Here is a 23,631-nt window from a genome sequence, read left to right on the forward strand (position 1 = left end):
GGGTCGATCCCCGATGTGACCGCCTCGTCACGCACCTAGCGTCAGCACCGTTGACAGGGGGTTGACGTGACGGGGGGACCTGAGATGGGCAGAAGACCGGTGACGGTGCGACTGGCGCGGTGGAGCGCCGAGCACCCGTGGCGGGCGATCGCACTGTGGGCCGTGTTCGTGGCGGTGTGCTTCGTCGGCGGCAACGCCGCCGGACTCAACGAGGCCACCAGCGGTGACCAGGCGATCGGCGAGGCAGGGCGGGCCGGCCTGATCGTCGACGCCGCCAACTTCGACGACCCGGCAGTGGACAACGTCCTCATCACCTCCCGGGGTGGCGCGTTGGATCCGGCGGCGGCGAAGTCGGCCGCCGACGACGCGGCGGCCCGGCTGCGTACGGTCACCGGGGTTGCCGGGGTGGGCCAGCCGGTCACCGCGCGGGACGGCTCGGCGCTGCTGCTGCCGATCACCATGTCGGGTGACCCGGAGACGGCCTCGGAGCGGGTGCAGCCGTTGCGGGACGCCACCGCCTCCGTGCAGGCCGCGCACCCCGGGCTTCGCGTCGAGCAGGTCGGCGGACCGTCGATCGGTCAGGCCCTCGACGACACCCTGGGCAAGGACTTCAAGCGCGCCGAGCTACTCAGCCTGCCGGTCACCCTGGCGATCCTGATCATCGCGTTCGGCGCGCTGATCGCGGCGAGCGTGCCGGTGCTGCTGGCCCTTTCCTCGGTCGCCGCCGCGATGGGTCTGTCCACTCTCGCCTCGCACCTGGTGCCGGCCACCGACACCACGGCACCGGTGATCCTGCTGATCGGCATGGCGGTCGGCGTCGACTACTCGCTGTTCTACATCCGTCGGGAGCGGGAGGAACGCGCCAAGGGTCGGTCCGGTCTGGACGCGGTGGAGATCGCCGCGGAGACCTCCGGGCACGCCGTCGTGGTCTCCGGCTTCGCGGTGATCATCTCGATGGCCGGGCTGCTGCTCGCCGGCGACGTCGTCTTCTCGTCCCTCGCCATCGGCTCGATCCTCGTGGTGGCCGTCGCGGTGACCGGTTCACTGACCGTCCTGCCCGCCCTGCTGGCCCGACTCGGCCGTTGGGTGGACCGGCCCCGGGTGCCGCTGCTCTGGCGACTGACCGCGCCGCGTACCGGCCGGCACGGCGAGCCCCGCGCGCCCCGGCTGTGGCCGGCGGTGCTCCGGCCCGCGCTGCGCGCGCCGGTGGCGACGCTCATCATCTCGGTCGGGCTGCTCCTCGCGCTGGCCGCGCCGGCGCTCGGCATGAAGCTGAAGTTCCCCGGCATGGAGGACCTGCCCCGCACGACTCCGGCGATGCAGGCGTACGACCGGCTCACCACCGCCTTCCCGAGCGCCGGCACCAATCACGTGGTGGCTGTCCGGGCGCCCGCCGACCAGGCCGATCGGGTACGCGCCGCCCTCACCGGCCTGTCCACCCGGGCGGCCGCCGATCCGCTGTTCGCCCCGGCCGAGGCGGACGGCCCGAAGATCGAGGTGTCGGCTGACCGGCGGGTCTCGGTGCTGGACGTCCCCACCCCGTACGCCAGTCGGGACGACCGGTCGGTGCAGTCGTTGGAGAAGCTGCGCGGGGACCTGGTCCCGGCCGAACTGCGGGGCATCCCCGGCATCGAGTACGCGGTGGGCGGGAGCGTCGCCGACAGCGAGGACTACGCCCAGCACGTCCGGGACAAGTTGCCGCTGGTCATGGGCTTCGTGCTGGTACTGACCTTCCTGGTCATGACGTTCACCTTCCGGTCGGTGGTGATCGCGGCAAGCTCGATCGCGCTGAACCTGCTCTCCGCCGGTGCCGCGTACGGACTGCTGGTGCTGATCTTCCAGGGCGAGTGGGCGCAGGGGCTGCTCGGCTTCACCTCGATGGGCGCGATCGTGTCCTGGCTGCCGCTGTTCCTGTTCGTGGTGCTCTTCGGCCTCTCGATGGACTACCACGTCTTCGTGGTCAGTCGGATCCGCGAGGGCGTGCGGTCCGGCCTGCCCAACCGCGACGCCGTGTCGTACGGGATCACGTCGTCGGCCGGGGTGGTGACCAGCGCGGCGATCGTGATGGTCGGGGTCTTCTCGATCTTCGCCACGCTGAGCACGATCGATATGAAGCAGCTCGGCATCGGTCTGGCGGCGGCCATCCTGCTGGACGCCACCATCATCCGGGGAGTGGTGCTGCCGGCGTTGATGACCATGCTCGGCGACGCCAACTGGTGGGCCCCGCGATTCCTGCGCCCCCGCCCGGCACCCGCCCCCACCGACCCGCCGTCCTCCGCCCCGAAGCTGGTCCCAGTGCCCTAACCACCCGCCCCGCGCCCCTGCCCCGCGCCCCTGCCCCGCGCCCGCGCCGCCCCGCCCTCCAGCCCGTCGATCTTGCAGTTACTGTCGCGGTGAAGCGGGGCAAACCCGGCAACCCGGCAACCGAAAGTGCAAGATCGCGGGGCGGGGGCGGGGGCGGGGGCGGGCGGGCTGGGGCGCGGGCGTGGGGTTAGGGGAGGGGGCAGGGTTCGCGGGATGCGTCGAGGGTGCGGTCCTTTCGGATGGACGCGAAGCCGTAGCCGACGGTGGTGACACAGAAGTCGTCGGTCGAGCCGGTGTACTCGACGTGGAAGACCGGCTTGCCGGCGTCGCTGAACGGCAGCAGTTTGGCGCACTGGGCCAGCCGGACACACTCCTCGTTGACAGCGAAGTCGAAGTCCGGGGCCAGCGCGGCGAGCTGTGGCACGTCGTTGACCAGCCCCGGGGAGAGGCTCAGCGAGCGGGCCAGCTCGGCCAGCCGGCGGTTGAACAGCAGTTGGTCGTCGAAGTCGAGCGCGAAGCCGGAGCGCGCCGCGTACCCGTCGGCGTCGAAGAGCGCCACCGCGCCGAAGCCCTTGCCCCGGCAGAGCCGGAACCGGTCGGTCAGCACCGGTCGGAGTGCGTCCCAACTCCGGACGTCCAGCCACCGGCTGTCGGGTCGACGCCCGGCCGCGCCCCGGACGACCTCGGGAAACCGGCTGGCGTCCGGGTCGTCGGAGCGGACCGATCCCACGTTCACCTGGCAGATCAGCCGGCGGTCCCGGGAGCGCAGGTCGGCGGTCTGCGCGGCGGTGGTGGCCACCGGGTCGAGGAGGAAGACGTGGGCGTCCACCGCCGGGTCGAGCGGGCCGCTGAGCTGCCACTGCCACTGCCAGTGCCGGGCCTGAGCGGCCGGCCACGCGGTGGGCGCCCCGGGCGGGGTCAGCGCGGGCCGGCACCCGTACGCCGGCACCACCAGCACCAGCGCGACGCTGGCGGACAGGACACGGCGCACTGGGCGTACGGCGACGCGTCGCCGCGGCCGGATCCGCATCGGCAGCTCCCGGGTCCCGGGCGGCCGGTCGCCGCCCGCACCGGTACGCGGCCCCCACGCTCCGGCCCGACGTACCTCACCGGGTCAACGAGCGCGGGGGCGGGAACGACGCGCGGTCAGCGCGGCGCCGCGAAGACCTGCGTCCAGTACGGTCCGTTGCTGTTGGCGATGCCGACGCCGATCTCGGTGAACGCGCAGTTCAGGATGTTGGCCTTGTGACCGGAGCTGTTCATCCACGCGTCCATCACCGCGGCCGGGGTCTGCTGGTTCCAGGCCACGTTTTCGCCGTACGTGCGCCAGGTGTAGCCGACCCGGTCCAGCCGGGTGCCGGCGTTGCTGCCGTCGCTGCCGGTGTGCGACATGTTCTTGTTGTCGGCCTGGTCCTGGCTGTGCCGCTGGGCGGCCGTCATCAGCTTGGTGTTGATGCTCAGCGCCTTGCAGCCGGCCTTGGCCCGCTCGGCGTTGACCAGGTCCACCACCTCGCGGGCCTGGGCGCTGACGGTGCCGCTGGAGCCGTTGGAACCGGTGGAGCCGCCGGTGTTGCTCGGCGCGGTGCTGCGCTGGACGCTACGGCGCGACGCGGCGGTGCTCCGCGACGACGCCGGTGTGGGCTTGACGACCTTGGTTGGCGACGGGCTCGGAGAAGCCGGGCTGGGGATGGTCGACGGAGAGGGTGCGGCGAGGGTGTCCAGCGCCGGCTCTTCGGTGGGCGCGGCCGACGTGGCGAAGGAGTCGTCCACGGCCGTCGGCTGGGCGGCCCCGTCGTCACCGCCGGGCAGGGTGAGCGCGCCGACGCCGAAGCTCACCACGAGGGTGGCGGCCGCGGCGGCCCCTCCGATCATCAGTGGCCGGCGCCAGCGGCGTGGGGAGCGGTGCCGTCCCTCGCCGGGCCGGCTGGTCTCGGCGGCGCCGTGCCAGCCGTCGGTGGTCTCCGGGTCGGTGTCGGTGTGCCAGCCGCCGGGCACCTCGGCGCGTCGTCCGCCGGTGGTGTCCTGGGCCGGGCGGCTGTCGCCCCAACCGTGAATCTCGCCGTCCGGCTGGTGGGCCCCCCACGCGGCGGTTCGGGCGTCGGCCTCCTCGGCGGGGATCGCAGGGTCCGGTTGCCGGCCGTCGGTGGGCTGCTCCCGGTGCCACTCGTCGCCCGGCTGGCCGGGTTCGTCGCCAAAGAGATAGGCCGAGCGGGGCTCCGGGCGGTCGTGCAGCCAGGCCGGCTCGTCGGTCGGCCCTCCGGCGCGCCGGGGGGCGCCGTTGGGGTCCATCGGATCGGTCCAGCCGTACACGCCTATGCCTCCACGGGTCGGTTGCGGGCCGGGCTGACGCTACGGCGCGCCTACGAGCTGCGGCAACGTGGCTAAGAAAGAGTTAAGGGGAAGTGGGACACGAGGGTGCTGACTTCCGCGGATCCGGGCGTACAGTAAAGGTGTCCGGACAGAGAGTGTCCGTGCCTTGCGGCAGCCCCCCCGGCAAGTGGACAGGTCGACGTGGAGATGATCTACGGCCTGCGAGAACTTGACGAAGGAGGGGTTTGCGGCTCAATATATAGGTGTCGCCAGTCGCGCCCGGTCATGCCCAGATACAGCCTGGAATGACAGCCGCGTACAAATGGGCGCGCGTTTGGCCGGCCTTTCCGGCAGCGCATATCAAGGAGTCAGCATGGCGAAGGCCCTCTACGGCCACGTAGGTGCAGCGCCCGACCGGCGTCTGCTCGACGAGGTCACCCGACTGCGTTCCAGGGTTCAGGCGCTGGAGTTCGAGATCACGCGTCTGCGTGCCGACAATGATCGGCTCGCGGCGGCTGCGGCGGAGGCGGACGATCTTCTCCGTCTGGCCGAGCCGGCGTTGACCTGATCTTCACGTCGCACAAAAACTGAATCGCACCACCGCAAAAATGCGCGCCGACACCTCAGTGCCGGCGCGCAACACTGTCCGGCACCTTTTCGGCGCCGACGATTCGTGATCTTGCAGCCGATCGTGCGGGAAGCGCGCCGCACAGTTACCGAAAAGCGTGTCGACGGATAAGCCGATCATGAAAGGCGCTTGTCTTTCTCGCGGTCGACCGAACAACAGCGCGCCCACCGCCGACGCGACGCGGGGCGGGTCGCGTGCCGGCCCGCTCCCACCGCCGGGTTAGTCTGCGGGTTCACCCAGGTCCCCACAGCCGGCGACGGTACGGCGGCCACCGGACGAGGATCGAGTAGGTGTATCTCAAGAGCCTGACGGTGAAGGGGTTCAAGTCCTTCGCCTCCGCCACGACGTTGAAGCTGGAGCCCGGGATCACCTGTGTGGTGGGCCCGAACGGCTCGGGCAAGTCCAACGTCGTCGACGCCATCGCCTGGGTCCTCGGCGAGCAGGGCGCCAAGGCCCTCCGTGGCGGCAAGATGGAGGACGTCATCTTCGCCGGCACCGCCGGCCGGGCTCCGCTGGGTCGCGCCGAGGTCACCCTCACCATCGACAACACCGACGGCGCGCTGCCGATCGAGTACACCGAGGTCTCCATCACCCGCCGGATGTTCCGTTCCGGCGAGAGCGAGTACGAGATCAACGGCAACTCCTGCCGGTTGCTCGACATCCAGGAGCTGCTGTCCGACTCCGGCATCGGCCGGGAGATGCACATCATCGTCGGGCAGGGCCGCCTCGACGGCATGCTGCACGCCAAGCCGGAGGACCGCCGCGCGTTCATCGAGGAGGCGGCCGGCGTCCTCAAGCACCGCAAGCGCAAGGAAAAGGCGCTCCGCAAGCTCGACGCGATGCAGGTGAATCTCAATCGCCTGACCGACCTCACGGCGGAGCTGCGTCGTCAGCTCAAGCCACTGGGCCGGCAGGCCGAGGTGGCCCGGCGCGCCGCCGCCATCCAGGCCAACCTGCGCGACGCCCGGTTGCGGCTGCTCGCCGACGACCTGGCCACCCTGCGGACCACACTGGACCGGGAGATCGCCGACGAGACCGCGCTGCGCGAGCGGCGCGAGCAGATCGAGGGTGAGCACACCGAGGTGCAGGGCCGGCTCGGCGAGTTGGAGGCCGCCCTCGCGGAGGACGCGCCGCTGCTCGCCGCCGCCCAGGACACCTGGTACAAGCTCTCCGCCCTCCAGGAACGCTTCCGCTCGATCGAGCAGTTGGCCCGGGAGCGGCTGCGGCACCTCAGCGCCACCGGCGACGACGAGCGGCCCGGCCGCGACCCGGACCAGCTGGAAGCGGAGGCGGAACGCGTCCGCGAGCAGGAGGAGGAGCTGCGCGGCGCGCTCACCGACGACCAGATCCGCCTGGCTGAGGCGGTCGAGCACCGCCAGGAGTTGGAGCGGCAGCTGGCCGCCGCCGAGCGCGAGCTGGTCGCCGCGGCCAAGGCCATCGCCGACCGGCGCGAGGGGATGGCCCGGCTCACCGGCCAGGTCAACTCCGCCCGGGCCCGGACCACCAGCGCTGGCGAGGAGATCGAACGCCTCGCGATCGCGCACGCCGACGCGCTGGGCCGCGCCGAGCAGGCGCAGGCCGACCTGGACGCGGTCGCAGCCCAGTCCACCGAGGCCGACCGGGACAACGCGGACCTGGACGCCCGGCACGCCGAGGCGGTCGCCGTGCAGGAACGGGCCCAGGCCACCGTCCGATCGCTGTCCGACGCCGAGCGGGCCGCGGAGAAGGACGCCGCCTCCTGGAAGGCCCGCGAGGAGGCGCTCGCCCTGGGGCTGCGGCGCAAGGACGGCTCCGGCGCGCTGCTCGCCCGCGCCGGAGACGTGCCCGGCCTGCTCGGCAGCCTCGCCGGGTTGCTCACCGTCGCGCCCGGTCACGAGGCCGCGCTGGCCGCCGCGCTCGGCGGCCTCGCCGACGCCGTCGCCGTCAGTGGGGTGGACGAGGCCGTCGAGGCGATGCGGCTGTTGAAGATCTCCGACGCCGGGCGGGCCGGACTGCTGGTCGGCAGCCCGGCGGGGCCCGGCATGACCGGCTCCGCCGACGCGCTGCGTCCGAAGTTGCCGGACGACGCCCGGTGGGCGCCCGACCTGGTGGAGTGCAGCGCCGAGCTGCGTCCGGCGGTGCACCGGGCCCTGCGGGACGTGGCGCTCGTCGACGATCTCGCCGCCGCCGCCGAGCTGGTCGCCAGCAACCCCGAGCTGCGGGCGGTCACCCCGGACGGTGACGTGGTCGGGGCGTACGCGGCGGCGGGCGGGTCGGCCAAGGCTCCCAGCTACATCGAGGTGCAGGCCGCAGTCGAGGAGGCCCGCGCGAACCGGGTCACCGCCGAACGCGCCGGCCTGGAGCTGCGTGATCAGTTGGTCGAGGCGCGCGCCGAGGTGGCGACCGCCAAGGAGGCCGTGCAGCACGCCGCCGCCGAGAAGCGCGAGGCGGAGAGCCACCGCAACGCCGCCGCTCGCCGGCTGGCCGAGCTGGGCGCGGCGGCTCGCTCCGCGAAGGCCGAGACCGACCGGCTCGGCGACTCCCGCTCCCGCGCCGAGGCCGCCCGGCAACGGGACCTCACCGCGCTCGCCGAGCTGGAGGAGCGGCTACGGCTGGCCGAGGAGACCCCGGTCGACGCCGAGCCCTCCACCGAGGAACGGGATCAACTGGCGGCCATGGTGCCGCAGGCCCGGCAGAACGAGATGGAGGTCCGGCTCGCCGTGCGTACCGCCGAGGAGCGGGTCTCCTCGATCGCCGGCCGGGCCGACTCGCTCACGCGGCAGGCCACCGCGGAACGGGCTGCCCGGGAACGCGCGGCGGCCCGGCGGGCCGCCCGCGCCCGGGGTGCGGGCATCGCCCGGTCCGTCGCCGGTGGCGCCCGGGAGGCGCTGACCCGACTGACCACCTCGATCGCGACGGCGGAGGAGCACCGCGACGCGGTCGCCCTGGAGCGCGCCGCGCGGGAGGCGGAGCTTCAGGAGGTACGCGGTGCCGCCAAGCGGCTCGGCGCGGAGTTGGAGCGACTGACCAGCCAGGTGCACCGCGACGAGGTGGCCCGGGCGGAGCAGCGGCTGCGCATCGAGCAGTTGGAGGCGAAGGCCGCCGAGGATTTCGGGCTGGACGTGGAGACGCTGGTCGCCGAGTACGGTCCGGCTCAGCCCGTTCCGCCGACCCCGGTGGACGTCGCGACGGCCGAACGTGACGGTCTGCCGGTGCCCGAGCCGGTGCGCTACGAGCGGCCGGTGCAGGAGAAGCGGGCCGCGAAGGCGGAACGCGAACTCGCCCTGCTCGGCAAGGTCAACCCACTCGCGCTGGAGGAGTTCGCCGCGCTGGAGGAGCGTTTCAAGTTCCTCTCCGAGCAGTTGGAGGACCTCAAGGCCACCCGTCGGGACCTGCTCACAGTGGTGAAGGACGTGGACGAGCGGATCCTTGAGGTCTTCGCCAGCGCCTTCGAGGACACCGCCCGGGAGTTCGAGCAGGTGTTCACAGTGCTCTTCCCCGGTGGCGAGGGACGGCTGATCCTCACCGAACCCGACGATCTGCTCAGCACCGGCGTCGAGGTGGAGGCCCGCCCGCCGGGCAAGAAGATCAAGCGTCTGTCGCTGCTCTCCGGTGGCGAGCGGTCGCTGACCGCGGTGGCCATGTTGGTGGCGATCTTCCGCGCCCGGCCCAGCCCGTTCTACATCATGGACGAGGTGGAGGCGGCCCTGGACGACGTCAACCTGGGCCGGTTGATCACGTTGATGGCACAGTTGCGCGAGAAGAGTCAGTTGATCGTCATCACGCACCAGAAGCGGACGATGGAGATCGCCGACGCGCTCTACGGCGTGACCATGCGCAGTGGGGTCACCCAGGTGATCAGCCAACGGCTCAACCGGGCCGACGAGGACGACCAGCGGCACGGCCGCGGCGAGGAGAACGGGTAGTGGCTCGGGAACGCGCGACGGCGCTCCTGCTGGACTTCGACGGCGTACTGCGCCGGTGGGACCCGGCGGTGGCCGCCGTTGTCGAGCGGGAGTACGGCCTCTCCGAGGGGGTGCTCGGTGAGATCGCCATGCAGTGGGGGCGGCTCCAGCCGGTGCTCACCGGCCAGGTCAACCACGCTGAGTGGATGGACAGCGTGGCGGACGCCCTGGCCGAATCGGTGGGCAGCCCGGAACGGGCCCGCGCCGCTGTGGAGCAGTGGCAGAGCTACCGCGGAGAGGTCGACCAGGAGGTGCTGGCGTTCGTTCGGGAGGTCCGTGCGGCGGGCGTCCGGGTCGGGCTGGGCACCAACGCCACCGACCTGCTCGACTCCGACCTGGCAGCTCTCGGCCTGGTCGGCGAGCTGGACGTGGTGGTCAACTCCTCGGTGATCGGCGTGCACAAGCCCGCCCCGGAATACTTCAAGGCCGCCTGCGTGGCCCTGGCCACCCCGCCGGCCCGGGTCCTCTGCGTCGACGACGAGGACTGGGCCGTGCGAGGCGCCCGGTCCGCCGGCTTGTCGGCGCACCGCTGGGGCGGCCACGCCGACCTGCGTTACCTGCGGGCGGCCCTGGACTACTGAGCGCCTGTCACTCGCCGGTAACGCCGTCGATGCGTTCCCGGATCAGGTCGGCGTGGCCGTTGTGCCGCGCATACTCCTCGATCATGTGCACGTACACCCAGCGCAGGTTGAAGGTGCGCTTCTTCGCGCTGACCTCGGTGAACGTCTCGTCGAGCGAGTGGCCGGCGGCGGCCTCGCGGGCCAGTGCCACCTCGCGGTGGAAGATGGCGAAGTCGGCCTCGGCGTCGGCGGCGCTGACGTCGTGGTCGGCGTCCGGGTTCTCCGGGGTGAAGTACGGGTAGTCGACAGGCTCGCCGGCGAAGTTCTCCCGGAACCACCAGGCCTCCACCTCGGCCAGGTGCCGGACCAGGCCGAGCAGGGTCAGCCCGGACGGTTCCACGCTCGGCGTGCGCAACTGCTCCTCGGTCAGCCCGGCACACTTGAGCAGCAGTGTCTGTCGGTGGTAGTCGAGCCAGCCGTCGAGCATGGTGCGCTCGTCGCCGACGTACGGTTCGGGGGTCCGGGTGATCTCCGGTGCGGTCCAGGTCATGCCGCGCATCCTGCCCGGCACCCCGGACATGCCGCGACGGGTTATCAGGGCACCACTACGACCGGCCAGCGGCCGGCACGGACCAGCCGGGTGGCGACCGAGCCGACCAGCCGGTGCCCGGCCTGCTCGGAGGCACCGACCACGAGCATGTCGGCCTGGAACTCGTCGGCCGCCGCGCACAGCTCGCCGTACGCGTCGCCGCGCCGCACCAGCAGGGTCACCGGAATGCCCCACTGCTCGGCCCCACGCCGGCACTCCCGGCGCAGCTCGTCGGCCAGCTCGTCGTGCGTGCGTTGGACCGCGCCGGCGTCCATCCCGGGCACCAGGGCGGTCAGCCCGCTCGGTGAGCTGACGAAGACCACCACCAGCGCGGCGCTCTGCCGACGGGCCAGGCCGGCGGCGTAGGCACCGGCCCGCTCGGAGGTGCGGGTGCCGTCGACACCCGCCATGATCACCCGAGGGCCGTCCGTGCCGCGCTCGAAGGGCAGCGGTCGGGTCCGGGGGCCGTACTCCTCGCGGTCCGGTGCTCCCACGCCCATGGCTCTACCTCACCTCTGCTCGCCGGTACGGATCACGGGTGCGCCAGCGCCGGCGGCGACTGTCGATTCCCGCTCGACCTGCTCGGAAACCGGGTTGCCGTTGTGCTGGCGCAGCGGCACCTCCTTGATGAAGATCACCGCGATCAGCGCGATCAACGCGAACGGGGCGGCGGCCAGGAAGATGTCACCGGCACCGTGGCCGTACGCGCTCTCGACGACAGCCCGCAGCGGCCCGGGCAGGGTGTGCACGTCGGGCAGGGCGCCGCCGCTGCCCGAGCTGGAGGCGGGGATGCCGAGTTGGGCCAGCCCGTCGGCGGTGTAGTCCTTGACCTTGTGGGCGAGCACCGCGCCGAGGGCGGAGACGCCGATCGCGCCACCCAGGCTGCGGAAGAACGCCACCACCGAGCTGGCCGCGCCGAGCTCGTGCGGGCCGACGGTGTTCTGTACGGCGAGGACCAGGTTCTGCATGGTCATTCCCAGGCCGACACCGATCAGCAGCATGTAGACGCTGAGCAGGGTGAAGCTGGTGTCGGCGCGCAGGGTGCCCATCAGCGCGAAGCCGATGGTGAGCAGTGCCGACCCGATCACCAGGTACCGCTTCCAGCGGCCGGTCTTGCTGATGACCCGCCCGATGACCGTGGAGGCGACCAGCAGGCCGAGGATCATCGGCAGGGTCATCAGGCCGGACATGGTCGGGCTCTGCCCACGGCTGATCTGGAAGTACTGGCCCAGGAAGATCGACGCGCCGAACATGCCCACACCGACCGCGATGCTGGCGACGACGGCGAGGGTGATGGTGCGGTTGCGGAACAGCCGCGGTGGGATCATCGGCTCGGCGGCCCGGGTCTCGACCCGGATCGCCAGCGCACCGAGGACCAGGGCACCGACGACCATCGCGGCGGTCTGCCAGGACGCCCAGGCGAACTGGTCCCCGGCGAGCGAGACCCAGATCAGCAGCAGCGAGACGGCGGCGGTGATCAGGGTGGCGCCCCACCAGTCGATCTGCGCCTTCCGCTTGACCACGGGCAGGTGCAGGGTCTTCTGGAGCACGATCAGCGCGATGATGGCGAACGGCACGCCGACGTAGAAGCACCAGCGCCAGCCGAGCCAGGAGGTGTCCACGATCACGCCGCCGATCAGCGGGCCGCCGATGGTGCCGACGGCCATCACGGCGCCGAGGTAGCCGCTGTAGCGGCCCCGCTCGCGCGGCGCGATCATCGTGGCCATGATCACCTGAGCCAGTGCGGTGAGGCCGCCTGCGCCGACGCCCTGGAGCACCCGGCAGGCGATCAGCTCACCGGTGCCCTGGGCGAGGCCGGCCAGCACCGAGCCCAGCACGTAGATCCCCAGCGCGAGCTGGACGAGTGTCTTCTTGTTGGTCAGATCGGCCATTTTGCCCCAGATTGGGGTGGTCGCTGTGGTCGCGAGCAGGGCCGAGGTCACCACCCAGGTGTACGCGGACTGGCCGCCGTGCAGTTCGGTGATGATCCGCGGCAGCGCGTTCGAGATGACCGTGGAGGAGAGGATCGCGACGAACAGACCCAGCAGCAGGCCGGAGAGTGCTTCCAGGATCTGCCGGTGGGTCATGGTCACGGCGGTCGCCTGGGGAGGCGCTGTCGCCTGGCTCATCGTTGTTGCCTCCGAGTGGAGTCGAGGTGGAACGGCGGGGCTGGTACGCACGGGCCGCCTGAGAGTTGCCTGGAGCAACCGTATGCCTTGGTTGCCTAGAGCAACAACTTGACGGACCGCGATGCTATTCCCTGTTCAATGCCCCTACTGCCAGGAGTCGTTGAACCGGCCGAGCAGCCGGGCGAACTCCTCGACGTCCCGGGCCGGCCAGTCGTTCAGCGTGCGCAGCAACTCTCCCACCCGCGCGGACCGGGCGGCGTCGAACCGGCGCTGGCCCTCCTCGGTGAACGTGATCTGCGCGGCCCGCCGGTCGCTCGGATCGGGGTCGCGGTAGACCAGGCCGAGGGCCTCCAGGGCGTTGATCTGCCGGCTGAGCGTTCCCTTGCCCACACCGAGCCGCGCCGCCAACTCGGTCAACCGGATCGACCCACTGCGCCGCAACCACAGCAGCAGCCCGTAGGTGTTCGGCTCCAGGTTCGGGTGCACCTCGCGGGCGATTTCCCAGGAAACCGCCCGCCCACGACGCAGCAGGGCGGTCAACTCGTGCTCGACCGCCCGGATCGGTTCTGGCAGGTGCTCGTCCACGCGTAGAGACTACGGCGAGGTCGGCCGTGCGGCGGCCGAGAGTCGGCGCCGCATCACAGGGCGTAGGTGGCCGTCCTTTGTGGTGCCCTCGATGACCACGTCGGCCCTTCGCCCCTCATGCGTCAGGGTGGCGACCGCGTTGCCGAAGTACGGGCCGGCCAGCTTGCGCCACCGCACCCCCGGCCGGCGTACGCCCGCGGAACGGGCCAGCGCCCGGGTGGCCCCGGCCGGACCCGGCGACCAGCCCAGTTTCATCAGCGGGCGAATGCCCGCCGGCACCTGGTTGTGGATCGGCGAACAGGTGAGCTGGTGCACCGGAGTGACCACCGCCGGGTCCGCGAACCGGGCCCGCGCCACGTACGAGTGGTGCACGTCACCGGAGAGCACGCTGATCGACGCCGGTGGTGCGTACGCCGGGCCGGCCCCGATCCGCGCGCCGGACTGCCGCGGCGTGCCGGTGCCGATGCGGGCGAACGTCTCCGCGAGCGCCTCGAAGGACCGCCGGAACGCCGCCCAGTGCTCCAGGTCCAGCGCACGCCGCAGCTTCTCCGCCCCGCGCGCCACCCACGGTCGGCGTGAGTCCGCCAGTTTCTCGTTCCACGCCTCGATGTGGTGGATGCCCTGCGGCAGCAGCCAGGGCAGCGAGGCACCCACCACCAGGTGGTCGTAGACCCCGTGCGCCTGGTCGAGGAACCAGGCCCACTCGCCGGGCGGCAGCATCGCCCGGCTGTTGGGCTCGAGCACCCGGCTGCACCTGTTGTCCAGCATGACCAGCCGGGTCCGGCCCAGATCCAGCGCGTAGCTCCACTGATACTGCACCGCGCGCCAGCGCTCGGTGTCGTGCGCCAGGTCGGACTCCTGGTCGACCCGGTGGCCGAACTCACGCAGCACGCTGGTGGCGTCCTCCGCGGCGGCGACCTTCGCGAAGACCGGATCGGCGACGATCTCGTCGGGGGAGAGATTGCCCAGGTGCTGGTAGACCCAGTACGAGGCGAGCCCACTGCCGATCCGCTCCGCCCACCACGGCTGCTCGCGTACCTCGGTCCGCCACGCCGCCGAGGTGTTCCAGTCGTCGATGATCTCGTGATCGTCGAAGATCATCACGCTGGGCACCGTGGAGAGCAGCCAGCGGATCTCCGGATCACGCCAGGACTCCAGATAGAGCTTGGTGTACTCGTCGAAGCTCACCACCTGGTCGGCGGGAGCGCCCTTCGGCCGCCGCCGCCGTCGACGCAGCAGCCGGCGCACAGTGGGCGAGGTGACGTCGGCGTAGACCTGGTCACCGAGCAGCACCAGCAGGTCGGGCAGCGGGTTCGACTCCGGGTCCGCCATCAACCGCCGGGCGTACGCGTCCAGCGCGTCAGGTGGCAGCTTGCGGGTGGTGGCGTGCTGGGTGGTCTCCCGGCACGAGCCGAAGATCAGATTGACCGGCTGGTCCCGGTCGTCGGCGGCCCGGGTGCGGATCACGCTCGGCGGGAACCCGCTGCTCGGCACCGGCCAGACGAGCTCGTCGTCGACGAGCACCTCGTAGGTGGTCTCGCTGTCCGCAGTGAGCCCTTCCACGACCACGAGAGCGTAGTGATGGTCGTACGCCGAGAAGGTGGGCGCGGTGCCGGTGGCGCCGTCGGCGGTACGGACGGTGACCACGGCGGGCCCGGCGGTCTCTACCCAGATGGTGGCCCGGGTGTCCACGACTCGCCGCAGGAGTGGGCCGATGAGGAGGTGTGCGGCGGACATGGCGCGAGCCTACCGCCGGATTCCGGGCACCGGCTGCGGGCCGTGGCTGAGATGCCGGGCACCGCCCAGGGGAGCGGTGGTTCAGACTCCGTGCACGGCTCGGGGGTGCGGTGGCTGGGACGCCGCCGCCGGCATCTGACAGGATTCCGGCATGGCCGAATATCTCGTCCTCGCTCTGGTCCTGCTCGGTGTGCTGATCGCCGGCACAGTCGGGCTGGTCGTGCCGCGCCTGCGGCGACGACCTGAGCCTCCGCTGCCACGCACGGAGGTCGACACCAGGGCTGAGGAGGATCTCGCCGGCCCGCCGGTCGAGGCACCGGAGTCCGATCTGTCCACCGGCGTCCTGGTCGAGCCGCCGCCGGTGCTCGAACCGCAGGTCGAGGTGCCCGAGCCGACCGCCGGGCGGCTGGTCCGTCTCCGCTCGCGGCTGTCCCGCTCACAGAACGTGTTCGGCAAGAGCCTGCTCGGCCTGCTCGCCCGTGACCACCTCGACGAGGACGTCTGGGAGGAGATCGAGGACAGCCTGATCACCGCCGACGTCGGCGTCGACGCCACCCGCGACATCGTCGACCGGCTTCGCGAGCGCACCCGGGTGCTCGGCACCCGCTCGGCCTCCGAGCTGCGGGCACTGCTCGCCGCCGAGCTGGTCAACGCGCTCGACCCGAGCCTGGACCGCTCGTTGCGGACCGCCCCCAAGGACGGCGTGCCGGCGGTGGTCCTCGTCGTCGGCGTCAACGGCGCCGGCAAGACCACAACCTGCGGCAAGATCGCCCGGGTGCTGGTGGCCGACGGTCGCAGCGTGCTGCTCGGCGCGGCGGACACCTTCCGGGCCGCCGCGGCCGACCAACTGGAGACCTGGGGCTCGCGTGTCGGAGCGGAGACCGTGCGGGGGCCTGAGGCAGCCGACCCGGCCAGCGTCGCGTTCGACGCCGTCAAGCGCGGCATCGACACCGGCGTGGACACCGTGCTCATCGACACCGCCGGCCGCCTGCAGAACAAGATCGGCCTGATGGACGAGCTGGGCAAGGTCAAGCGCGTGGTGGAGAAGCAGGGCCCGATCGACGAGACACTGCTCATCCTGGACGCCACCACCGGGCAGAACGGCCTGGAGCAGGCCCGGGTCTTCACCGAGGTGGTCAACGTGACCGGCGTGGTGCTGACCAAGCTCGACGGCACCGCCAAGGGCGGCATCGTGATCGCCGTGCAACGCAAGCTCGGCATCCCCGTGAAGCTGGTCGGCCTCGGCGAAGGCAAGGACGACCTGGCCCCGTTCGACCCGGCGCAGTTCGTCGACGCGTTGCTGGGGACCGAGGCCACCGGCCGGGACGCGTAGTCTCGGGTGACCACTGACGATCGCGCGTACGCGGGCTGGCGTGACCCGGGCCATCCTTCGCAGCGCCTCGGGAGACCGTACGTGACTTCGCAGGAGATCCCGCTGCACGGCGGCAACGTGAGCACCGTTGTCCGCGTGGGTGACACGGTCCGGCGCAACGCCGGTCCGTGGACCCCGTCCGTGCACGCGCTGCTGCGCCACCTGGAGTACGTGGGGTTCACCGGAGCCCCCCGGGCCCTCGGGATGGACGAGCGCAACCGTGAGGTGCTGTCGTACCTGGAGGGGGAGTGCGGAGAATATCCGCTCGCCCCGCACTGGGTGACCGACGAGGCCCTGGTCACCGTCGCCACCATGCTGCGCATGTTCCACGACGCGCAGTACGGCTTCACTCCTCCGCAGGCGGCGGTCTGGCGCTCGTTCGGGCCCCCACCGCCGGACACCGAGGTGATCTGCCACCACGACGCCGCGCCGCACAACGTGATCTGGCGTCCGGACGGCACCCTCGGGCTGATCGACTTCGACCTCGCCTCGCCCGGAGCGCGGATCTACGACGTGGCGTACGCCGCCTGGACCTGGGTGCCGATCTTCGCGGACCGCGACTCGATCACGCTGGGCTGGAAGAACCCGGACCGCCCTCGCCGCCTCCGGCTCTTCGCCGACGCGTACGGGCTGATCCCCCGGGACCGGCACCGGCTGATCCGGACCATCCGTAAACGGATCGTGGACCACGTCGAGGGGATCCGCCGGATGGCCGCCGCCGGTGAGCCGGCGTTCGTCCGGATCGTGCACAAGGGCCACCTGCGTCGACCGATGCGCGATCTGCGACTGCTCGACTACGAGCGGCACACCCTGGAGAACGCCCTCCGCTGAGCGCCGGTCCGGCGATGCTCGGCCGGGCGCGTCACGCGCACCGGTCGATGCCGTTGACCGGTCAGCCATCGACGATCGCCGTCCGGTCGATCCACAATCGTCCATGCTGACGACTGTGCGGAGTTCGTGACACGTCCGAAACAACCCGTCACGAAACGGAAACCCGCACGGGACCCAAAGTGAAACAGGCGGCCGCGAAGCTTCCGCGCAACCGGCCTACGGGCGACGCTGCCCCGGAAAGCCGCGAAGGAGGACTTCACCTTTAGGAGGCCAGCGTGCCTGAAGCACCGACGATCGACGGCGCCAATACTACGTGGCTGCTGGTTTCGACCGCGCTCGTGCTGCTCATGACCCCCGGACTGGCGCTGTTCTACGGCGGCCTCAACCGGGCCAAGGGCGTACTCAACATGATGATGATGAGCTTCTCGGCTATCGGGCTCATCTCTATTCTGTGGTGGTTCTACGGATTCAGCGTCGCCTTCGGGACCGACGTGAACGGCTTCTGGGGCGACCCGGGCGCGTACCTCGGCACCAAGACCTTCCTCGCCGAAACCGACCTGTGGGGCGCCACGGCGGAGAACCCCAGCGGCATCGGGGTTCCGCTCTACGTGTTCATGGCCTTCCAGATGGTCTTCGCGGTGATCACCGTCGCGCTGATCAGCGGTGCCATCGCCGACCGGGCCAAGTTCGCCGGCTGGCTGCTGTTCGCCTTCGGCTGGGCCACCCTGGTCTACTTCCCGGTCGCCCACTGGGTGTGGGGCGGCGGCATCATCGGCGCTGACATCCACGCGTTGGACTTCGCCGGTGGCACCGCGGTGCACATCAACGCCGGTGCGGCGGCCCTGGCCGTTGCCCTGGTCCTCGGCAAGCGGCTCGGTTGGCCGCGGGAGGGCATGAAGCCGCACAACATCCCGCTGGTCGCGCTCGGTGCGGGTCTGCTGTGGTTCGGCTGGTTCGGGTTCAACGCCGGCTCGGAGCTGACCGTCGACTCGGTCGCCGGCCTCGCCTTCATCAACACCCAGCTCGCCACGGCGGCTGCGGTGCTCGGCTGGATCGCTGTCGAGTGGATCAAGGACCGGAAGCCGACCATGGTCGGTGCCTCGTCCGGCGCCGTCGCCGGCCTGGTCGCCATCACCCCGGCCTGCGGGTTCATCGCCCCCTGGGCGGCCGTCCTGCTCGGCGTCGTCGCCGGCGCGGTGTGCGCGCTCGCCATCAGCCTCAAGTACAAGCTCGGCTACGACGACTCGCTCGACGTGGTCGGCGTGCACTTCGTCGGTGGTTGGATCGGTTCGCTCTGGCTCGGTCTCTTCGCCACCAACTCGGTCAACGCCGCGATCAGCGACGTGGTGGGTGCCTCCGACGGCCTCTTCTACGGCGGCGGCGCGACCCAGCTCGGGCGGCAGGCCCTCGCCGGCCTGATCGTCACCGTCTGGTCGTTCGGCATCGCCTGGGTGCTGGCCTTCGTCATCGAGAAGACGATCGGCTTCCGGGTCAAGGGTGAGGACGAGGTCGAGGGCATCGACATCGCCGAGCACGCCGAGAGCAGCTACGACCTGTCCCCGGCCGGCGGCGGCACGGGTGGCGCGTTCGCGATGGCCGGCATCGGCACCCCCGGTGGCGGCAAGACGAGTGGTGCCAAGCCGGAGGCGGAGCCCGCCGAGCCGGTCAGCGAAAAGGTCGCCGGTTAACGTTCCTGGGATGGAGGGGTTGGACATGAAGCTGGTGACCGCAGTCATCAAGCCGTACCAACTGGACGCGGTGAAGGAGGCCCTGCACGCCCTCGGGGTGGCCGGGCTGACCGTCAGCGAGGTTCAGGGGTACGGGCGGCAGAAGGGGCACACCGAGGTCTACCGGGGTGCCGAGTACACGGTCGAGTTCCTGCCCAAGATCCGGGTCGAGGTGCTCACCGACGAGATCGACGTCGACAAGGTGGTGGACGCCATCGTCGGAGCGGCCCGCACGGGCAAGATCGGTGACGGCAAGGTCTGGGTCACCGGTGTCGAAGAGGTCGTCCGGGTACGTACCGGCGAACGCGGCCTCGACGCACTCTGACGCGGCCACGACTGACATGACCTCGTTGATCAAGAAGAACGCGTCAGGACCCGCCGATGACGGCGACGCGAACCTCTTGATCAACGAGGTCGTCGGCGTTCCCGGGGGGATCGGGGAAGCGGCCCGGCGGGGGCGGGCCGCGGCCTACGACTCGTTCCTGCGGGGGTTGCTGCCGCCGCGGGACGGGGTGGCACTCCTGGCCGTCGGGGGCCTGGGTCGGCGGCAGTGTGCTCCGTACAGCGACCTCGACCTGGTGCTGGTGCACGCCGGGGTGCCCGGCACAGACGAGTTGGCCGCCTCGGTCTGGTACCCGATCTGGGACGCGGGCCTGCGGCTCGACCATTCCGTACGCACCGTCGCCGAGGCGCTCTCGGTGGCCCAGGACGACGTCAAGGTAGCCCTCGGGCTGCTCGACGCCCGGTTGATCGTGGGGGACCAGGCGCTGGCCGACGCGCTGATCCGCACCGCCGCCGATCATTGGCGGCGTACCGCCGTCCGGCACCTCGCCGGCCTGCGCGAGGTCACCGAGGCCCGCTGGCAGGCCCACGGTGAGCTGGCGTTCCTGCTGGAGGGCGACCTCAAGGAAGCCGCCGGTGGTCTGCGCGACGTGGGGCTGCTGCGGGCGATCTCCGCCGCCGGCATCACCGACGCGCTGCGTCCTGCCGTACGCGCCGCTCACCTGCGCCTGTTGGACACCCGCGACGCGCTGCACCAGCAGGTCGGCCGACGGGTCGACCGGCTGGTCGCCCAGGAGCGCGACGGAGTGGCCAACCTGCTCGGCCTGCGACAACTCCAGCCCGGCGCGTCCGAGGCCGAGGGGCGGCCGGGAGCCGTGGTGCACGACGGTGACGTGCTGCTGCGTCGGGTCGCCGGTGACGCCCGCACGGTCAGTCACGCCCTGGACGACGCCTTCCGGGCCGCCGACCGGCTGCGCTCCGGCCGCTCCCGCGGCGGCAACGGCCGTCCGGCCCGCCGCCCGGTCGCCCGCGACGTGGTCGAACACGACGGCGAGCTGGTGCTCGCCCGCACGGCGATCGGGGCACGCCCCGACCCGAGCCTCTCGCTGCGGGTGGCCGCCGCGTCGGCCACCACCCGAATCCCCATCGCGCGGGCCACGTGCGAGTGGCTGGCGGCGTACTGTCCGCCCCTGCCGGCCCCCTGGCCGGCCGAGGCCCGGGCCGCGCTGATCACCCTGCTGGGAGCCGGTCCCGGCCTGGTGCCGGCCTGGGAGACCTGCGACCGGTACGGGCTGGTCGACGGCTGGCTGCCCGAGTGGACCCGGCTGCGCAGCCTGCCCCAGCACAACCCGGTGCACCGCTTCACCCTCGACCGGCACCTCGTACAGACCGCGCACGAGGCCAGCCGACACGCCCGCGAGGTGGAGCGCCCGGACCTGCTGCTCCTCGGCGCTCTCCTGCACGACATCGGCAAGGGACTCCCCGGTGACCACAGCACCGTCGGCGTACCGGTTGCCCAGGCGGTGGCCACCAGGGTCGGTCTGCCCACCGCCGAGGTCGAGCTGATCGGCAAGCTGGTCCGGCTGCACCTGCTGCTGCCCGACGTGGCCACCCGCCGGGACCTGAGCGACCCGGTCACCATCGCCTCGGTGGTCGAGGCGGTCGAAGACACCGGCACCCTCGACGTGCTGCACGCGTTGGTCCGCGCCGACGCGGCGGCGACCGGGCCGGCGGCCTGGTCCGACTGGAAGGGCCGACTCGTCGCCGAGTTGGTCGCCCGGGTCCGCACCGCGCTGGACACCGGGGTACTCCCCGAGCCACCCGCCCCGGACCCGGAGCTGCTGGCCGGGCCCCTGCCGGTCGTCCACCTGACCGGCGACCGGGTGTCGGTCGCGGCGGCCGACCGACGGGGTCTGCTCGCCACTGTGGCCGGCTGCCTGGCCCTGCACCGGCTGGAGGTGATCTCCGCGGACGCCTCCGCCGTCGACGGCCGGGCCCTGGTCGAGTGCCGGGTGCAGCCCCGCTACGGCCTTCCGCCGGACCCGGTCCCGCTCCGCGCCGACCTGCGCCGGGCGGTAGCCGGCGACGTGTCGGTCACCCAACGGCTGCGGGGCCGTGCGCTCGCCAGCCGTGGCGGCGGCGCGGCTCCACGAGTGGTCTGGCACCGCGAGGCGGCCACTGACGCCGTACTGCTGGAACTGCGCGCCGCCGACGCCGCCGGGCTGCTCTACCGAGTCACCTGCGCTCTCGACGAGGCCGGCGCTCTGGTGCGGGCGGCCCGCATCTCCACCCTCGGCGCCGACGTGGTCGACGCCTTCTACCTGGTGGGCGGTTGGCCGGACGACGCCACCCGGGCCCGCCTGGAGGCCGCCGTCCTAGCCGCCGTCTGACCCACGGCGGCACCGTCGGCGTCGCTGTCGGCTGCGGCGCGCTGACCCGGCCGGCCGACTGGTCGCCGTGTGCCGCGCGGTGCGCCTGGATGCTCGCTCGGCCGCTCGGCCGCTCGGCCGCTCGGCCGCTCGGCCGGTCACTCCCACGAGCGTGATGCCTCACAGTCATCGTGATGCCTCACAGTCATCAGGCTCGTGAGGGCGTCCGACGCCAGCGCGGTGCGATCGGGTGTTTGGTCCCTGCGGCGGGTACGTCCGGGGGCGTAGCCGCGATGCCGCTCGTTGACGCACGTCAGATGGCCACGGCGCGGGCAGAATGACGGCCATGCGAGGCAGCGGGCAGTGGCGGTGGCCGGAGGTTGCGGCGGATGCCGTGCTCGCCCTGGTGCTGCTCGGGTTCGGATTGCTCGCCACCGGTCTGGCCGGGGACAACCAGCCGGGGTCGAGGCCGGTGGACGCCGTGAGTCGGGTGCTGATCACCGTCGCGGCGCTCGCCCTGCTGGTGCGGCGGCGTGCTCCGGTCGCCGTCCTCGCCGTGGTCACAGTGGCGACCTCGACGTACCTGCTGATCGGCTACCCGTACGGGCCGATCCTGGTCACGTTCCTCGTTGCGGTCTACACCGTGGCCGGGTGGCTGCCGGTGCGACCGGCGGCGCTCGCCACCGGTGGCGCGTTCGTTCTGTTGTTGGCGCACGTCTTCTTCGGGCGGGGGCCCGCGCCGGGTTGGACGGGAGTGCTGCCCGCGTCGGCCTGGGTGGTCGTACCGTTCGCGGTGGGGGTGGTGGTGCGGGTGAGCCGTGAGGCGACCGCGCGTACCCGTGCCGAAGAGGCCCGCAGCCGAGTTGAGCAGGCGCGACGGCAGGCCGACGAGGAGCGGCTGCGCATCGCGCAGGAGGTGCACGACGTGGTGGGGCACGGGCTGGCCGCGATCAGCATGCAGGCGGAGATCGCCCTGCACCTGCTGCCGAAGCGGCCGGAGCAGGCGGAGGTGGCCCTGACCGCGATCAGCCGGACCAGCCGCGAGGCGCTGGACGAGCTGCGGGTCACCCTGGGTGCGGTGCGGCGGGGCGCCGAGCGCGAGCCGGTACCCGGCCTGGCCCGGCTTCCCGCGCTGCGCGACCGGCTGGCCGGGGCGGGGCTCGCCGTCGAGGTGCGCGTCGTCGGGGAGCCCAGGGAGGTGCCGACCGCGGTCGACCTGGCCGCGTACCGGGTGGTGCAGGAGGCGTTGACAAACGTGCTGCGGCACGCGGGAGTGGCGAGCGCGGAGGTGACAGTGGACTACCGCGTCGACGAGGTGACCGTCGAGGTCACCGACCGGGGGGTAGGTGCCGACCGCGCCGGGACGGCTCCGGCCGACGGCGAGGGCGGCCACGGTCTGGCCGGCATGCGCGAGCGGGTCGCGGCGCTGGGCGGGCGGTTGACCACCGGGCCGCGCGCCGGGGGCGGGTTCCGGGTGTACGCCGGGCTGCCCGTGGAGCCGACCACGTGATCCGGGTGCTGATCGCCGACGACCAGGATCTGGTCCGGCTCGGGCTGCGCGCGCTGGTGGAGAGCGAGGACGACCTGGCGCTGGCCGGCGAGGCGTCCGACGGGCTGCGGGCGGTCGAGTTGGCCCACCGGGTTCGGCCGGACGTGGTGCTGATGGACATCCGGATGCCCGGCATCGACGGCATCGAGGCGACCCGCCGTATCGTCGCCGACCCCGACCTGACCGGCACGCGGGTGGTGATGCTCACCACCTTCGAGCTGGACGAGTACGTCTTCGACGCGCTGCGGCACGGTGCGAGCGGGTTCCTCACCAAGGACACCAGACCGACTGAGCTGCTGCGCGCGATCCGGCTCGTCGCCGAGGGGGAGGCGCTGCTGTCGCCGTCGGTGACCCGTCGGGTGGTGCGGGAGTTCGCCACCCGGCCGTCCCGGGTGCTTCGTCCGCACCCGCGACTGGAGGCGCTTACCGATCGGGAGCGTCAGGTCGTCGGCCTGGTCGGTGAGGGCCTGAACAACGAGGAGATCGCCGCACGGTTGGTGGTCAGCCCGGCGACCGCGCGGACCCACGTCAGCCGGGCGATGGGCAAGCTGGGAGCCCGGGATCGGGCCCAGCTCGTCGTGTTCGCGTACCAGTCGGGGTTGGTGTCGGGGTGAGGCCCGGGCCGGGCGACAGCGGCCCTACGGCCGGGCGGTTACCCTAGCGGTGGCCGGACTCCGCAGTGCCGGCCGCGTTGTGCCCGCCGGAACACTGACAA

At 72.0% G+C, this 23,631-nt stretch carries 18 protein-coding genes; 11 read left to right on the forward strand and 7 right to left on the reverse strand.

The window, feature by feature from the left end; genetic code table 11:
• Positions 1–84 precede the first annotated feature (84 nt).
• On the forward strand, positions 85–2,304 hold the full coding sequence (locus ACFYPG_RS26405) for an MMPL family transporter (RefSeq protein ID WP_387354200.1): 2,220 nt from the start codon (positions 85–87) through the stop codon (positions 2,302–2,304).
• A gap of 187 nt (positions 2,305–2,491) precedes the next feature.
• On the opposite strand, the gene ACFYPG_RS26410 is transcribed toward ACFYPG_RS26405, so the two are convergent.
• Entirely contained in the window at positions 2,492–3,334 is an 843-nt protein-coding gene (locus ACFYPG_RS26410) for an endo alpha-1,4 polygalactosaminidase (RefSeq protein ID WP_355005263.1), read from the reverse strand.
• A gap of 116 nt (positions 3,335–3,450) precedes the next feature.
• Positions 3,451–4,614: a CAP domain-containing protein gene (locus ACFYPG_RS26415; protein WP_387354201.1), complete on the reverse strand. Its 1,164-nt coding sequence runs from the start codon at positions 4,612–4,614 to the stop codon at positions 3,451–3,453.
• A 373-nt stretch (positions 4,615–4,987) separates the two neighbouring features.
• Here ACFYPG_RS26415 and ACFYPG_RS26420 point away from each other — a divergent pair, with 373 nt between their 5' ends.
• The 3 genes from ACFYPG_RS26420 (at position 4,988) to ACFYPG_RS26430 (ending at position 9,767) form a co-directional block, all read left to right on the forward strand.
• A complete protein-coding gene (locus ACFYPG_RS26420) occupies positions 4,988–5,182 on the forward strand; it encodes a hypothetical protein (RefSeq protein WP_030487463.1) in 195 nt (64 codons plus the stop codon).
• Between the two features lie 350 nt (positions 5,183–5,532).
• Positions 5,533–9,147, forward strand: coding sequence for a chromosome segregation protein SMC (smc, locus tag ACFYPG_RS26425; RefSeq protein ID WP_387354202.1), 3,615 nt, complete (start codon positions 5,533–5,535; stop codon positions 9,145–9,147).
• Positions 9,147–9,767, forward strand: a complete 621-nt coding sequence (locus tag ACFYPG_RS26430; RefSeq protein ID WP_355005260.1) for an HAD-IA family hydrolase — start codon at positions 9,147–9,149, stop codon at positions 9,765–9,767. Before smc ends, ACFYPG_RS26430 begins: the two co-directional genes overlap by 1 nt.
• Before the next feature lie 7 nt (positions 9,768–9,774).
• Here the strand turns inward: ACFYPG_RS26430 and ACFYPG_RS26435 are convergent, their stop codons facing one another.
• The 5 genes from ACFYPG_RS26435 to ACFYPG_RS26455 all read right to left on the reverse strand — a co-directional run bounded on the left by ACFYPG_RS26435 (position 9,775) and on the right by ACFYPG_RS26455 (position 14,786).
• Positions 9,775–10,296, reverse strand: a complete 522-nt coding sequence (locus ACFYPG_RS26435) for a DinB family protein (protein ID WP_387354203.1) — start codon at positions 10,294–10,296, stop codon at positions 9,775–9,777.
• A 44-nt stretch (positions 10,297–10,340) separates the two neighbouring features.
• Positions 10,341–10,835 (reverse strand): universal stress protein, encoded by a 495-nt coding sequence (locus ACFYPG_RS26440; RefSeq protein WP_355005258.1) that lies wholly within the window; start codon positions 10,833–10,835, stop codon positions 10,341–10,343.
• Positions 10,836–10,844: 9 nt separating this feature from the next.
• On the reverse strand, positions 10,845–12,464 hold the full coding sequence (locus ACFYPG_RS26445) for an MDR family MFS transporter (RefSeq protein WP_387354204.1): 1,620 nt from the start codon (positions 12,462–12,464) through the stop codon (positions 10,845–10,847).
• Positions 12,465–12,608: 144 nt separating this feature from the next.
• Positions 12,609–13,049: a MarR family transcriptional regulator gene (locus ACFYPG_RS26450; RefSeq protein ID WP_355005256.1), complete on the reverse strand. Its 441-nt coding sequence runs from the start codon at positions 13,047–13,049 to the stop codon at positions 12,609–12,611.
• Positions 13,050–13,058: 9 nt separating this feature from the next.
• The gene (locus tag ACFYPG_RS26455) at positions 13,059–14,786 is read right to left on the reverse strand and encodes an alkaline phosphatase D family protein (protein WP_355005255.1); all 1,728 of its coding nucleotides are present in this window, start codon (positions 14,784–14,786) and stop codon (positions 13,059–13,061) included.
• 151 nt (positions 14,787–14,937) lie between these two features.
• Here ACFYPG_RS26455 and ftsY point away from each other — a divergent pair, with 151 nt between their 5' ends.
• From ftsY to ACFYPG_RS26490, 7 genes are all read left to right on the forward strand, one after another.
• Positions 14,938–16,119 carry a signal recognition particle-docking protein FtsY gene (gene ftsY, locus ACFYPG_RS26460; protein WP_355005254.1) on the forward strand — a complete coding sequence of 394 codons (1,182 nt, stop codon included), beginning with the start codon at positions 14,938–14,940 and terminating at the stop codon, positions 16,117–16,119.
• Positions 16,120–16,125: 6 nt separating this feature from the next.
• Entirely contained in the window at positions 16,126–16,989 is an 864-nt protein-coding gene (locus ACFYPG_RS26465; protein ID WP_355005253.1) for an aminoglycoside phosphotransferase family protein, read from the forward strand.
• Between the two features lie 275 nt (positions 16,990–17,264).
• Entirely contained in the window at positions 17,265–18,677 is a 1,413-nt protein-coding gene (locus ACFYPG_RS26470; RefSeq protein WP_387354205.1) for an ammonium transporter, read from the forward strand.
• Positions 18,678–18,702: 25 nt separating this feature from the next.
• The gene (locus tag ACFYPG_RS26475) at positions 18,703–19,041 is read left to right on the forward strand and encodes a P-II family nitrogen regulator (RefSeq protein WP_172862163.1); all 339 of its coding nucleotides are present in this window, start codon (positions 18,703–18,705) and stop codon (positions 19,039–19,041) included.
• 16 nt (positions 19,042–19,057) lie between these two features.
• Positions 19,058–21,388 (forward strand): [protein-PII] uridylyltransferase, encoded by a 2,331-nt coding sequence (locus ACFYPG_RS26480; protein ID WP_355005251.1) that lies wholly within the window; start codon positions 19,058–19,060, stop codon positions 21,386–21,388.
• 325 nt (positions 21,389–21,713) lie between these two features.
• On the forward strand, positions 21,714–22,877 hold the full coding sequence (locus tag ACFYPG_RS26485) for a sensor histidine kinase (protein WP_387354206.1): 1,164 nt from the start codon (positions 21,714–21,716) through the stop codon (positions 22,875–22,877).
• Complete coding sequence (locus ACFYPG_RS26490; protein ID WP_387354207.1) at positions 22,874–23,530, forward strand: response regulator; 657 nt, start codon at positions 22,874–22,876, stop codon at positions 23,528–23,530. Before ACFYPG_RS26485 ends, ACFYPG_RS26490 begins: the two co-directional genes overlap by 4 nt.
• The last annotated feature ends 101 nt before the right edge of the window (positions 23,531–23,631 follow it).

This window comes from Micromonospora sp. NPDC005553 (assembly GCF_042871765.1).
GTDB lineage: Bacteria > Actinomycetota > Actinomycetes > Mycobacteriales > Micromonosporaceae > Micromonospora.

Bases quoted from the DNA above. Each gene is read 5' to 3' on its own strand.
- ACFYPG_RS26405 (WP_387354200.1), top strand. From the start codon at position 85: ATGGGCAGAAGACCGGTGACGGTGCGACTGGCGCGGTGGAGCGCCGAG.
- ACFYPG_RS26410 (WP_355005263.1), bottom strand. From the start codon at position 3,334: ATGCGGATCCGGCCGCGGCGACGCGTCGCCGTACGCCCAGTGCGCCGT.
- ACFYPG_RS26420 (WP_030487463.1), top strand. From the start codon at position 4,988: ATGGCGAAGGCCCTCTACGGCCACGTAGGTGCAGCGCCCGACCGGCGT.
- ACFYPG_RS26435 (WP_387354203.1), bottom strand. From the start codon at position 10,296: ATGACCTGGACCGCACCGGAGATCACCCGGACCCCCGAACCGTACGTC.
- ACFYPG_RS26440 (WP_355005258.1), bottom strand. From the start codon at position 10,835: ATGGGCGTGGGAGCACCGGACCGCGAGGAGTACGGCCCCCGGACCCGA.
- ACFYPG_RS26445 (WP_387354204.1), bottom strand. From the start codon at position 12,464: ATGAGCCAGGCGACAGCGCCTCCCCAGGCGACCGCCGTGACCATGACC.
- ACFYPG_RS26455 (WP_355005255.1), bottom strand. From the start codon at position 14,786: ATGTCCGCCGCACACCTCCTCATCGGCCCACTCCTGCGGCGAGTCGTG.
- ftsY (WP_355005254.1), top strand. From the start codon at position 14,938: ATGGCCGAATATCTCGTCCTCGCTCTGGTCCTGCTCGGTGTGCTGATC.
- ACFYPG_RS26475 (WP_172862163.1), top strand. From the start codon at position 18,703: ATGAAGCTGGTGACCGCAGTCATCAAGCCGTACCAACTGGACGCGGTG.
- ACFYPG_RS26480 (WP_355005251.1), top strand. From the start codon at position 19,058: ATGACCTCGTTGATCAAGAAGAACGCGTCAGGACCCGCCGATGACGGC.
- ACFYPG_RS26485 (WP_387354206.1), top strand. From the start codon at position 21,714: ATGCGAGGCAGCGGGCAGTGGCGGTGGCCGGAGGTTGCGGCGGATGCC.